The following is a 12,459-nucleotide window of genomic DNA, read 5'->3' as shown; positions in this document are numbered from 1 at the left end:
TCCGCTCAGCGGGGCGTGATGGTCCCGATCGGGCACCGACCATGCGCCAGCAAGCCACGAATCAGCCCACCGACCGAGTAGGTCGGGAACGAGGCGTGCACCTCGAGCACCAGCAGGTCCAGTTCGGCGCTCTCGACGGTCAGGACATCCAGCGGGCTGCCACAGGACACCTCGAGGTCCACCGGGACGTCCGGGAACTCCGGGCTCAGCTGGTCGATCAGTTCGGCAACCCGCTGCCGGGTCACCTCGATCGCCGCGTCCTGCTGCTCGACGGTCAGCTGACCACCGAGCAGCCATCGACCCGACGGAACCCGGCACACGCTCATCACCACGACCCGTCCGCCGTGATCCCTGGCTTCGGCCAGCGCCCAGCGCAGGGCGTCGGCACCGCGGGCCGAGGTATCCACTCCGACCCCGATCACCCCGGTGCGCAGCTCATGGGGGTCGTCACTGGTCGACACCGCGATCACCGGAGCGTGGGACGCGCCGACCACGCCCAGCGTGGTGGAGCCGACGAAGGGCTTGTCACCCTGCTCGCTCGAACGCCGGCCGACGACCACCACGGCGGCGTTCTGGCTGAGCTTGGTCAGGCCGGCCGCCGGGTTACCCAGGACGACTTCGGTGTGCACCCGGCTGCGTTCCAGCCCGGCAGCGACGGCGTCATCGACGGCGCGGGCCAGCATCTCCGCCGCGTTGAGCTTGATCTCCTCGGGATCGAAGACCACTCCCCAGGCGCTGTTCAAGACGATGTCGTCGATGGCGTGAGCCAACACCAGGTCGGCGTCGCGATGCTTGGCTTCGGCGATGGCATAACTCAGCGCCACATAGGCGTCGTCGGAGCCGTCGAAACCGGCCAGCACTCGAACCGGGGACTGTGTGGTCACGCTGATTACCTGCTTTCCGCTAGGGCGCCGGAGACCGCTCGTCCGGAGTATCCGGCCGGAGTGATCACCACGGCGAACTCATGGGTACCGGGCGCCCAGGCTCGAGGCAAAGCCAGCCCGCCCGGGGTGCCGGAACTGGACCCCACGGCGGTGCCGCGGGCCACCACGCTCCAGCCGGACGCGGTCGGCTCGTCGATGTCGTCCACCTCGAAGCAGACCTCCACCGGACCGCTCAGCCGACCCAGCGCACTGGCCGGGTTGGCAGTGAACACGATCTGGTCGCCGTGCAGGGCGTAGGTCACCGGCAGCACCTGTAGCTGCTCGCCGTCCAGCCAGCACACCCGACCGACGCAATGCTCGGCCAGCAGCTGGCGACATTCGTCCTCAGCCAGGCTGGTCAAGTGCCCTTGATAGTCCATTTCGCGCATGGTACTCCGCTCCGCCCGGGAAGCCCTGACAAGGCGTTCGGCGTGGTGCCAATGCGTAGGTGGATCTGTACGGCCCGGGTACCCCTCCCACTAGAATGAACCCTTCGCCGAGCAAGGGAGGCCGGGTGGACCCGACCAAGTGGAACGTCCCGTTCCCGGCGATCGTCGCCGCGCTCTTCGCCATCGTCGTCCTGCGAGCCGGAAGCACCTACCTGGTCGGACGGCTGGCCGCCTATGGTGCCCGCAAAACCCGGCTGGCCAGGCTGCTCGACTCCCCCGCCTTCGCTGCGGCAAGCGCGCGGGTGGACCGTTACGGGGCACCGGTGGTGGGCCTGTCGTTCCTCACCATCGGCTTCCAGACCCTGGCCAACCTGGCCGCCGGAGCCACCCGGATGCGCTGGATCCACTACCTGCCGGCCCTGGCTCTGGGCGGGCTGGCCTGGGCCTTGATCTACGCCACCATCGGAACCGTGGGCCTGGATCTGTTCGGCCGGCTGTACGCACTTTCTCCCGTCGGCGCCATCAGTGCGCTGGTGGCCGTGGTCGCCCTGATCGCCGGGTACATCACCTGGCAACACCACCGGGCCGCCAAGGCCTGACCGAGGGCTCGTCGCCGCACAGCCGGCTCGCCTAGGATGCGACCATGGCCGAGATCCGCAAGTACGACCCGTCGAAAGGCAATGCCATCGCCGAGGCGTTGCGCGCCGCCATGGGTGACCCCATTCGTCCGGCCACTCCCGGACAGACGGCGTCCGATAAGCCCAGCGAACCTGAGCCTGCCGCCACCCCGGCATGGATCAGCCTCAGCCTCGTCACGAAGGACGAGACTGAGGCTGAATGACCTGACTCAGCTGCAGCCGCTGGTGGCGCCGCAACCCTCGCAGATGTAGCAGGAGCCGGACCGGCGCATCTTGGTGCCGCAGGTGAGGCACAGCGGGGCGTCCACGCTCAGCCCGGAGATCTTCTCCAGGACCTCTGCGGTGGAGTGCGCCTCGACCTCGACCAGAGCCGGCTGGTTCGGACCCTCGGCGTGCACCTGGATGTCGTCAGCCGCATCGTTCTTCAGCGACTCGGACTCGATCAGATCGGCCTCGTCCTCTTCGGACAGGTACTTGCCGGTCTCCACGTAACGAGCCCGCTCGCTGGCCGTGTAGATGCCCAGCTCGGCTCGCTCGTCGAAGGACAAGTAATCCAGAGCCAGCCTGCGGAAGATGTAGTCCATGATCGACTGCGCCATCCGGACGTCCGGGTCGTCGGTCATACCGGCCGGCTCGAACTTCAGGTTGGTGAACTTCTGGGCGAACTGCTCCAGCGGCACCCCGTACTGCAGGCCGATCGAGACCGCGATCGAGAAGGCGTCCATCACGCCGGCCAGGGTCGAACCCTGCTTGCCGAGCTTCAGGAAGACCTCACCGAGCTTGCCGTCCTCGTACTGCCCCGAGGTCATGTAGCCCTCGGCACCGGCCACCGAGAAGGAGGTGGTGCGGCTGACCCGCGACTTGGGCAGCCGGTTGCGGCGGGGACGGTACTCGACCCGAACTTCCGGTGCGGCCTTGGCCTCGGCCATCTCCTCCGGCTTCTTGCCGTCGCTCAGCGGCTGGCCGACCTTGCAGTTGTCGCGGTAGACGGCCAGCGCCTTCAGGCCGAGCTGCCAGCCCTGCAGGTAGACATCGGCGATCTCTTCGACCGTGGCGGTCTCGGGCAGGTTGACGGTCTTGGAGATGGCACCGGACAGGAACGGCTGCACGGCAGCCATCATCCGGACGTGGCCCATCGGCCGGATCGAGCGCAGGCCCATGGCGGTGTCGAAGATCTCGTAGTGCTCCGGCTTCAGGCCCGGGGCGTTGACCACGTGGCCGTTGGTGGAGATGAACTCGACGATGGCCTCGACGGTCTCGGCCGGGTAGCCGAGCTTCTCCAGCGCCCGCGGGATCGTCTGGTTGACGATCTGCATGGAGCCACCGCCGACCAGCTTCTTGAACTTCACCAGCGAGAAGTCCGGCTCGATTCCGGTGGTGTCGCAGTCCATCATGAAGCCGATGGTGCCGGTCGGGGCCAGCACCGAGGCCTGGGCGTTGCGGAAACCATCCTTGGCGCCCAGCTTGACCACCTGATCCCACTCGGTGGTGGCAGCGGCGTGGATCTGCTCATCGATCGGGGCGTAGGTGCGCAGGTCGTCGTTGGCGGCCTGGTGCTTGCGCATCACCCGCTGATGCGCGGACGCGTTGCGGGCGTAGCCGGCGTAGGCGCCGACCACCGAGGCCAGCTCGGCCGAGCGACGGTAGGAGGTGCCGGTCATCAGCGAGGTGATCGCCGCGGCCAGGGCCCGGCCACCGTCGGAGTCGTAGCCCCGTCCGACTGCCATCAGCAGCGCACCCAGGTTGGCGTAGCCGATGCCCAGCTGGCGGTAGTTGCGGGTGGTCTCGCCGATCGCCTCGGTCGGGAAGTCGGCGAAGCAGATCGAGATGTCCATGGCCGTGATGATCAGCTCGACGGCCTTGACGAACTTGGCCACATCGAAGGTGTCGTCATCACGCAGGAACTTCAGCAGGTTCAGGCTGGCCAGGTTGCAGGACGAGTTGTCCAGGCTCATGTACTCGCTGCACGGGTTGGACGCGTTGATCCGGCCGGACTCCGGGTTGGTGTGCCAGGCGTTGATCGTGTCGTCGTACTGCAGCCCCGGATCGGCGCACTCCCAGGCCGCCTTGGCGATCTTGTCGAACAGCTGACGAGCGTCGATGGTCTCGATCACCTCGCCGGTCATCCGGGCCCGCAGCCCGAACTCGGTGCCGTCCACGACAGCACGCATGAACTCGTCACTGACCCGGACCGAGTTGTTGGCGTTCTGATACTGGACGCTGACGATGTCCTTGCCGCCCAGGTCCATGTCGAAGCCGGCATCACGCAGGGCGCGAATCTTGTCCTCTTCGCGAGCCTTGGTCTCGACGAACTCCTCGATGTCGGGGTGATCGACGTCCAGCACGACCATCTTCGCCGCGCGCCGGGTGGCCCCGCCGGACTTGATGGTGCCTGCGGACGCGTCCGCGCCACGCATGAAGGAAACCGGGCCAGAGGCCGTGCCGCCGGAAGACAGCAGCTCCTTGCTGGAACGGATCCGAGACAGGTTCAGGCCGGCACCGGAGCCGCCCTTGAAGATGAAGCCCTCTTCCTTGTACCAGTTCAGGATCGAGTCCATCGAGTCGTCGACCGACAAGATGAAGCAGGCGCTGACCTGCTGCGGGCTGGTGGTGCCCACGTTGAACCAGACCGGGGAGTTGAAGCTGAAGTACTGGTGCAGCAGCATCCAGCGCAGCTCCTGCTCGAACACCTCCGCGTCCTCGGGAGCGGCGAAGTAGCCGTAATCCTCCCCGGCCTTGCGGTAGGTGGTCACCACCCGGTCGATCAGCGCCTTGAGGCTGGTCTCACGAGCCGCGGTGCCCAGTGCGCCGCGGAAGTACTTCGTGGTGACGATGGTGGACGCGTTGACGCTCCAGAAGTCGGGGAACTCCACCGCGCGCTGCTCGAAGACGGTCTCACCGGTCTTCCAGTTGGTCTGCACGACATCGCGCGACTCCCAGGTGACCTCGTCATAAGGGTGCACCCCGGGGGTGGTGAACACCGGGCTGATCTTCAGCCCGGGCGACTTCCGACCGCCCTTAGTGGCGGCTTTCGCGGTCTCGGTCATGGGTGAACTGCCTTTCGTAGGGTGGGAGGTGTGTCTTCGACGCTTCAGTTGGTGACCAGCGCCGCCCGGCGCAGGTTGTCGATCTCGGTCTCGAAGTCTTCGACCGTGTCGTAGTGCTTGTACACGCTGGCGAACCGCAGGTACGCCACCGGATCCAGCTCGCTCAGCGGGCCCAAGATGGTCAGGCCGACCTCGTCGGCCGGAATCTCGGCTTGCCCGGACGCGCGCAGCGTCTCTTCGACCCGTTGGCCGAGGCGAGCCAGATCGCTCTCCGAAACCGGACGGCCCTTGCAGGCCTTCGCGACTCCGGTGATCACCTTCTCGCGGGAGAAGGGCTCGACCACTCCCGAGCGCTTGACCACGACCAGCTGCATCTGCTCAAGCGTCGTGAACCGGCGCTCGCAGAGCGGGCACTGCCGACGACGGCGAATGCTGGTGCCGTCCTCGGCTACGCGGGAATCGAGGACTCGGGTGTCGGTGTGCCGGCAGAACGGGCAGTGCATCCGGCGCTCCTTCTCAGTCGTGGCGGCGGTGGATGGGGATGTGGACGAACTGTGGAGTAAGAACCACAATTTGTGGACAAACCACATTGCTGTAACTACTACATGTAGAGGTTACGCAGAGTCTCGACCACAAGCAAGACAGCCCTGAGGGCGTGTCGCGGGCCACCACGGGGCAGATGTGCCCACCGACCCCCTGTTGCCAATCAGGAGCAGATCACTGCTGCACCGAGATCGAGGCGGCGGCAGCGGAAGTGCCGTCGAGCGGCCGATCCGGGACGGCAAGGAAGGCGCCGACCAGCACGACCAAGCCGGTCAGGAACACCATCAGCGAGCCGATCACCGCCACGGCGATGCCGCGCTCGGTCAACTGCCAGCCGGACGCCCCCGCGGACGGGACGGACGGCGCCGCCGGGACCAGGCGGAGCTCCGCGGCCGGACATACACTCGGAACCTCGGCCCACGTGGTGTCCACTGCCTCGGTGATCGCTAGAGCGCTCATCGCCTGCCCCTTTCCTCGAACGTGTGTTCGATACTGTTCTAGTGCCCCGCGCCGTCAGATGCAAGCCTTATCGAACATTTGTTCGTAGCGTGTCGGGCTGATACTGATCCTGCTGCCCGGCTCTGACACTTTTCGGACCGGCCGGATCAGCCCCAGACACGCTCGAACATATGTTTGATTCGCGACCGCGCAGCCGATAGTTTCGAGGCATGGCAGCTACCCCAACCTCCGACCGCAAGCGAGGTCGGCCACGCAAAGAGGACATCGCCGCCCAGCTGGGCACCAAGGTGTCCCAGTTGCCCGACGGCCCGGTGGATGCCGAAGGGCTCACCCCCCGACAGCGGAGGATCCTGGAAGTGATCCGGGACGAGCTTGCCGAGCGTGGCTACCCGCCGAGCATTCGCGAGATCGCCGACCGGGTCGGGCTGGCCAGTTCGTCCTCGGCCGCCCACCAGTTGAAGGTGCTGCAGGCCAAGGGCTTCCTGTTCCGTGACCCGCATCGTCCGCGCGCCCTTGAGGTGCGGCTGCCGTCCTCGATCAGCCCCGGCGAGCAGTTGCGGGTCATCGAACCGGACGAGCCGGCCCCCACTGCCCCATCGGTGACCGCGCCGATCCTGGGCCGGATCGCGGCCGGCGGTCCGATCCTGGCCGAGCAGGCCGTCGAGGACGTCTTCACCCTGCCCAAGCAGCTGGTCGGCGAAGGAAACCTGTTCCTGCTCGAGGTCAAGGGCGATTCGATGATCGAGGCTGCCATCTGCGACGGCGACTACGTGGTGGTCCGCCAGCAGCCCGATGCCACCAATGGCGACATCGTTGCCGCGCTGCTCGGTGACGAGGCCACGGTGAAGACTTTCAAGCGCACTCCCGGTCAGGTGTGGCTGCTGCCCCACAACCCGGCCTACTCACCGATCGACGGCAATGAGGCGTCCATTCTGGGCAAGGTGGTTGCTGTCCTGCGGCGGGTCTAGCCGATAGCGCGATGACGGGTGCGGACGGGTGTCGTCCGCACCCGTTGTGCGTTCAGGCGTCGTTCGCAGCTGCACCCAGCCGGCGCAAGGCGGCCACGGCCACCTCGGGATCGGTGGTCATCCAGAAGTCCGGTAGCGAGGCCCGCAGGAAGCTGCCGTAGCGAGCCGTGACCAGCCGCGGGTCGAGGACGGCCACCACCCCGCGGTCGTCGAGCGTGCGGATCAGCCGTCCGGCGCCCTGGGCGAGCAGCAGACCCGCATGGCTGGCCGCCACGGCCATGAAGCCGTTGCCGCCGGCCTGGGTGACCGCCTGCTGCCGGGCCTGCATCAGCGGGTCGTCGGGCCGTGGGAACGGGATCTTGTCGATCACGACCAGCCGGCAGGTGTCGCCGGGCACGTCCAAGCCCTGCCACAGCGAGAGCGTGCCGAACAGCGACGCCTCCGGATCGGCCACGAACTGGGCGGTCAGTTTCGGCAGATGCGCATCGCCCTGGCACAGGATCAGCCGGTCCGGGACCTCGGCCCGGCAGTAGCGGGCGGCAGCCTCCGCGGCCCGCTGGGACGCGAACAGGCCCAAAGTCCTGCCTTCGGCGGCCCACAGCAGCTCGGCGATCTCGGCCAAGGCGTCGGGGGCGATCCCCTCCCGGGTCGGCGGGGCCAGCCGGGTGGCGACGTAGAGGATGCCTTGGCTGCGGTAGTCGAACGGCGAGCCGACATCCACCCCGCGATAGTCGGCGCCGGTGGCGTCCAGGCCCACCGAGGCCGCGATGGCTCGGAACTCGCCGCCCAGCTTCAGGGTGGCCGACGTCAGCACCACGGCATGGTCGGCGAACACCCGGTCGCGCAGCAGGCCGGCCACCGACAGCGGCGCGCAGTTCAGCTGCCGCCCGAACCGCTCCGACTCCGAGACCCAGATCACATCGAACTCCGACAGCTTGGCCATCCGTTCGGCGATGTCGAAGATCTCCTGGGCGGCAGCCTGGGCCTGGTTGCGCTCGACCTCCTCGGCAGCACCGCCGGCCAGCCCGGTGACCGCCTGCCGGGCGGCGTCCCGGACGCTGCGGACGGCGGCCAGCACCGCCGGCTCACCGCCGGGGATCCGGCCGACCTCGGCCTCGTCCAGGCCCTCCTGCAGGGTGTCGGCCGCGTCCAGAAACTCCAACCCGGTCTGGTCGGCCAACCAGGGCAGGCAGCGTTTGGCGACCCGCTCCACCTGCACCGGACCGAGCTCCACCGATGCCGCTCCGGTGACCCGGGCCACGAGTTCGTGGGCCTCGTCGATGACCAGGGCGTCGTACTCGGGCAATGCTGTGCCGCCGTGCATGGCGTCGATGGCCAGCAGCGCATGGTTGGTCACCACCAGCTGGCTGGCCCGGGCTCGGCGCCGGGACTCCTCGACGAAGCAGACCTCGCCGAAGGGACACTTCTGTGCGCCCAGGCACTCCCGGACCGGCACCGACACCTGGCTCCAGGCTGCCGGAGTGTGGTCCGGGGCGTCGTCGCGATCGGCCAGTCCGTCGGCCTCGGCCTCTTCCTCTGCCCAGCGCCGCAGCGCCACCACCTCTGCGCCCAGGCCGGACGCCTCGCTGGGGTCGGCCACCAGGGCATCCTGCTCGAGCCCCGAGCCGTCCCGGACTCGCTGCAGGCACACGTAGTTGCTGCGCCCCTTGAGCACGGCATGACTGACCGTGGTGCCGGTGAGCTGCTGGGCTGCGGCGACCGCGGTGGGAATGTCCTTGTTGGCCAGCTGGCTCTGCAGGGCCAGCGTGGCCGTGGCGATCACGATCCGCGCCTGCGGATTGCCGGCCAGCTCGGCCACGGCCGGTGCCAGGTAGCCCAGCGACTTACCGGTTCCGGTGCCCGCCTGGACGAGTAGGTGCTCGCCGGTGGCGAAGGTGGTGCTCACCTCGGCAGCCATCTCCACCTGGCCGGGACGCTGCTGGCCGCCGAGTTCCTCGACGGCCGCCGCCAGAATCTGCCCGGTCAGGTCAGGGTCAGTCATCGGTGGCGAACCGAGCCAGCTCACCGGCCAGATCGGCATTCACCCGCGCCACCACCAGGGTGCCGCTCGCCGTGTGCTCGGCCGATAGGAACTCCCCGGCATTGTGGATCCGGTCGATCAGATCGCCGCGGGCATAGGGCACCAGCGCCCTTACCTCGACCGACGGGCGAGGCAACCGCTCTTCGATCCGAGCCAGCAACTCCGACACGCCTTCACCGGTGCGCGCCGAGACCAGCAGAGCGTCCGGGAACCGGCCGCGCAGAGCCAGCAGCACATCGTCAGTGGCGGCATCGATCTTGTTGATCACCAGCTGTTCGGCCACCCCGGACGCACCGATCTCGCCCAGTACCGTCCGCACCGCCGCCACCTGGCCGAACGGATCCGGATCGGAGCCGTCGACCACGTGCAGCAGCAGATCGGCGGACACCGACTCCTCCAGGGTCGAGCGGAAGGCCTCCACCAGGTCGTGCGGAAGGTGCCGGATGAAGCCGACCGTATCGGTGAGGGTGAATACCCGGCCGTCCGAGGTCTGCCAGCGCCGCGTTGTCGGATCCAGGGTGGCGAACAGGGCGTCCTCGACCAGCACTCCGGCATTGGTGAGCCGGTTCAGCAGGGAGCTCTTGCCGGCATTGGTGTAGCCGACGATGGCCACGCTGGGCACCTGGTTGCGGGTGCGCTGGGCTCGCTTGGTGGCCCGCACCTCGTCCAGGTCACGCAGCCGCCGCTTCAGGATGGCGATCCGCGTCTTGATCCGCCGCCGGTCGGTCTCGATCTTGGTCTCACCAGGGCCACGACCGCCGATGCCGGCTCCGGCAGCAGCACGTCCGCCGACCTGACGGGACAGGTTGCCGCCCCAGCCGCGCAGCCGCTGGCGCAGATACTGCAGCTGAGCCAGTTCGACCTGTGCCTTACCTTCGGCGCTCTTGGCGTGGGAGGCGAAGATGTCCAGGATCAGCGCAGTGCGGTCGATCACCTTGACCCCGACCCGATCCTCCAGGTTGCGCAACTGGGCCGGCTCGAGCTCGCCGTCACAGATCACCGTGTCGGCGCCGGTGGCGATCACCACCTCACGCAGCTCGTCCACCTTGCCTCGGCCGATGAAGGTCGCCGGGTCGGGGGTCCCCCGCCGCTGGACCAGCCCTTCGAGCACCTCGGAACCGGCCGTCTCGGCCAGTAGCTTCAGTTCGGCCATGGCATTGTCGGCGTCAGCCTGGCTGCCGCCGGTCCATACGCTGACCAGGACGACGCGCTCCAGCTGGAGTTCGCGGTACTCGACCTCGCTGATGTCGGCCAGCTGAGTGGACATGCCAGCCACCCGCCGCAGCGAGTGTCGAGCTGCCAGATCCAGCTGCTCGCCGTCCGGACTGGGCAGGTCGTCGTCCCACTCGTCGTTTTCGATCATCTTCTCCATAGTCTGCTGCGCGAAGCTGCGCAGCTCAGCCCAGCTCGTCCGGCCAGTCGACGACGCCGTGAGCCACGATCACGGCCGGCCCGATCAGCACCGCCTCGTCCCCGCTGAGGTCGACCTCCAGCTCGCCGCCACGCACCCGGACCCGGCAATGCTCGGAGCCGCCGGCTGCGGCCGCGGCCGCAACTACCCCGGTACCGCAGGATGCCGTCTCGCCGACGCCCCGCTCGTGAACGCGCATCGAAATCTCACCGGGGCCGGACGACACCACGAACTCGAAGTTGGCACCGGCCGGGAACACCTCGGCCGGCGCAGCGATCGGAGCGCTCTGCAGGTCGAGCTCGGACAGGCTCTCGTCAGACCTCAGGGCACTCACCGCATGCGGGTTGCCCACCGAGACCGCACGAGCCGGCCAGGAATGCTCGCCGAGCCGAACCTCGACCTGCTCACCGAGCTGCACCCGGCCCATGGTCACCGCGACCCGGCCGTCGGGCAGGAACCATCCGGTCCGAGCCCCGGCCCGGGTGGCCACCGGAACGCGCTCGGCGCTGTCGACCAGCCCCTGCTCAGCCAGGTAGCGCAGGAAGACCCGCAGGCCGTTGCCGCACATCTCGGCGATCGACCCGTCGGCGTTGCGGTAGTCCATGAACCACTGGTCACCGGGCCCGTCCCACTCGGGGACCGCCTCGGCCCGCACCGCGCGCAGGATGCCGTCCGCGCCCACTCCGGCCCTGCGGTCGCAGAGGAAGCGGACGTGTGCGGCGCTCAACTCGAGCTCGCCGGAGGGATCCAGGAGCAGCACGAAGTCGTTCCGGGTGCCATGACCCTTCGCGAAGCTGATGCTGCTCACTGATTCTCCTGTCGACCGTTCTGAAGCCTACCTTGGACCTCGGACACAATCGCCTCGCCCGCCGCCCGTCCCGGGCTCAGCCAGACGATCCGCGGGTCGCGGCGCAGCCAGCCCAGCTGCTTGCGGGCGAACCGGCGGGTGACCTGGACGATCGCCTGCTTGGCCTCGGCCTCACCACACTCACCGGCCAGGAAGGCCAGCACCTGCCGGTAGCCGATGGCCCGGCATGCGGTCCGGCCTTCGCGCAGCCCGCGACGCTCCAGTTCAGCGACCTCGGCCACCAGGCCCGCCGCCCACATGGCCTCCACCCGCTCGCCGATCCGGGCGTCCAGCTCGTCGCGAGGCACGTCCAGGGCGTACTGCAGGACCGGCTCGAGCGCGTAGCGCCACTGCGGCAGCTGCGAGCTGAAGCTGCCGGTCAGCTCCAGCACCTCCAGGGCGCGGACGATCCGGCGCCCGTTGCCGGGCAGGATCCCGGCGGCCACCTCGGGTGCCCGGGCCGCCAGCCGCGCATGAAGTTCGGCGTTGCCCAACTGCTCCAGCTCGGCCTCCAGTCGGGACCGGACCACCGGATCGGTGGCCGGGAAGCTGAACTCGTCCACGATGGCATGGACGTACAGGGCCGACCCGCCGACCAGGATCGGCACCACGCCACGTCCGCGGCAGTCGGCGATCGCCGCCCGGGCCAGCTCCTGCAGCCGGGCGACACTGGCCTCTTCGGTGATCTCGAGAATGTCGATCAGATGGTGCGGCACTCCGGCCCGCTCGGCCAGGCTCGGCTTGGCGGTTCCGATATCCATGCCGCGGTAGACCAGCATCGAGTCGGTGTTCACCACCTCGGCCGGACGGCCCTGCGCCCGCAGCGCCTGGGCCACCGTGACCGCCAGGCCGGTCTTGCCGCTGGCGGTGGGCCCGTTGATCACCACCACCGGAATGCTCACAGCAGACATTCTGCCTATTCTTTCGCACTTGCCGGACGCGCGAGCCCATCCGCGCGCACAATGGTGCTGCTCGGGATCGTCCCGGTGCCGTGAACAGAAAGGAGGTCGCATGGACTTCGTCGAACAGATCAAGGGAGCCGTTGCTGACCATGCGGACGAGATCAAGGAAGGCGTCGAGCAGTTGGGTGACTTCATTGATGAGAAGACCGACGGGAAGTTCACGGCCCAGGTGGATCAGGCCCAGCAGTTCATCGCTGACCAACTGGGTGGCGACAAGTAGTCGCGTCCACC

At 68.2% G+C, this 12,459-nt stretch carries 13 protein-coding genes; 4 read left to right on the top strand and 9 right to left on the bottom strand.

All coding sequences use genetic code 11. The features are described from left to right. Positions 1–5: 5 nt before the first annotated feature. Complete coding sequence (locus ATK74_RS05545; protein WP_098460104.1) at positions 6–884, bottom strand: universal stress protein; 879 nt, start codon at positions 882–884, stop codon at positions 6–8. Between the two features lie 5 nt (positions 885–889). Continuing rightward, on the bottom strand, positions 890–1,303 hold the full coding sequence (locus ATK74_RS05540; RefSeq protein ID WP_169923745.1) for a pyridoxamine 5'-phosphate oxidase family protein: 414 nt from the start codon (positions 1,301–1,303) through the stop codon (positions 890–892). Between the two features lie 134 nt (positions 1,304–1,437). Here ATK74_RS05540 and ATK74_RS05535 point away from each other — a divergent pair, with 134 nt between their 5' ends. Both ATK74_RS05535 and ATK74_RS05530 read left to right on the top strand, forming a co-directional pair. Beyond that, complete coding sequence (locus ATK74_RS05535; protein ID WP_245840767.1) at positions 1,438–1,911, top strand: DedA family protein; 474 nt, start codon at positions 1,438–1,440, stop codon at positions 1,909–1,911. 44 nt (positions 1,912–1,955) lie between these two features. Next, positions 1,956–2,153 carry a hypothetical protein gene (locus ATK74_RS05530; protein ID WP_098460101.1) on the top strand — a complete coding sequence of 66 codons (198 nt, stop codon included), beginning with the start codon at positions 1,956–1,958 and terminating at the stop codon, positions 2,151–2,153. Between the two features lie 6 nt (positions 2,154–2,159). On the opposite strand, the gene ATK74_RS05525 is transcribed toward ATK74_RS05530, so the two are convergent. The 3 genes from ATK74_RS05525 to ATK74_RS05515 all read right to left on the bottom strand — a co-directional run bounded on the left by ATK74_RS05525 (position 2,160) and on the right by ATK74_RS05515 (position 5,999). Then, positions 2,160–4,997, bottom strand: a complete 2,838-nt coding sequence (locus tag ATK74_RS05525; RefSeq protein ID WP_098460100.1) for a vitamin B12-dependent ribonucleotide reductase — start codon at positions 4,995–4,997, stop codon at positions 2,160–2,162. A gap of 44 nt (positions 4,998–5,041) precedes the next feature. Next, positions 5,042–5,500 (bottom strand): transcriptional regulator NrdR, encoded by a 459-nt coding sequence (gene nrdR / locus ATK74_RS05520; protein WP_098460099.1) that lies wholly within the window; start codon positions 5,498–5,500, stop codon positions 5,042–5,044. Positions 5,501–5,714: 214 nt separating this feature from the next. Beyond that, complete coding sequence (locus ATK74_RS05515; RefSeq protein WP_098460098.1) at positions 5,715–5,999, bottom strand: hypothetical protein; 285 nt, start codon at positions 5,997–5,999, stop codon at positions 5,715–5,717. 209 nt (positions 6,000–6,208) lie between these two features. Here ATK74_RS05515 and lexA point away from each other — a divergent pair, with 209 nt between their 5' ends. Beyond that, positions 6,209–6,967: a transcriptional repressor LexA gene (gene lexA, locus ATK74_RS05510; RefSeq protein ID WP_098460097.1), complete on the top strand. Its 759-nt coding sequence runs from the start codon at positions 6,209–6,211 to the stop codon at positions 6,965–6,967. Positions 6,968–7,019: 52 nt separating this feature from the next. On the opposite strand, the gene ATK74_RS05505 is transcribed toward lexA, so the two are convergent. Genes ATK74_RS05505 through miaA form a run of 4 tightly spaced genes read right to left on the bottom strand, consistent with a single transcriptional unit; the run spans position 7,020 to position 12,177 of the window. Further along, positions 7,020–8,969 carry an ATP-dependent DNA helicase gene (locus ATK74_RS05505; RefSeq protein WP_098462036.1) on the bottom strand — a complete coding sequence of 650 codons (1,950 nt, stop codon included), beginning with the start codon at positions 8,967–8,969 and terminating at the stop codon, positions 7,020–7,022. Further along, positions 8,962–10,371: a GTPase HflX gene (gene hflX, locus ATK74_RS05500; RefSeq protein ID WP_245840764.1), complete on the bottom strand. Its 1,410-nt coding sequence runs from the start codon at positions 10,369–10,371 to the stop codon at positions 8,962–8,964. The genes ATK74_RS05505 and hflX overlap by 8 nt, the downstream gene beginning before the upstream one ends. A 34-nt stretch (positions 10,372–10,405) precedes the next feature. Beyond that, positions 10,406–11,227: a diaminopimelate epimerase gene (dapF, locus tag ATK74_RS05495; protein WP_098460095.1), complete on the bottom strand. Its 822-nt coding sequence runs from the start codon at positions 11,225–11,227 to the stop codon at positions 10,406–10,408. Next, positions 11,224–12,177: a tRNA (adenosine(37)-N6)-dimethylallyltransferase MiaA gene (miaA, locus tag ATK74_RS05490; protein ID WP_098460094.1), complete on the bottom strand. Its 954-nt coding sequence runs from the start codon at positions 12,175–12,177 to the stop codon at positions 11,224–11,226. Before miaA ends, dapF begins: the two co-directional genes overlap by 4 nt. Before the next feature lie 100 nt (positions 12,178–12,277). Between miaA and ATK74_RS05485 the strand changes: the two genes are divergently transcribed. Further along, positions 12,278–12,448 (top strand): antitoxin, encoded by a 171-nt coding sequence (locus tag ATK74_RS05485; protein WP_098460093.1) that lies wholly within the window; start codon positions 12,278–12,280, stop codon positions 12,446–12,448. Positions 12,449–12,459 lie beyond the last annotated feature (11 nt).

This window comes from Propionicimonas paludicola (genome assembly GCF_002563675.1).
Taxonomy (GTDB): domain Bacteria; phylum Actinomycetota; class Actinomycetes; order Propionibacteriales; family Propionibacteriaceae; genus Propionicimonas; species Propionicimonas paludicola.
This window is presented reverse-complemented; position numbering and strand designations above follow the sequence as displayed.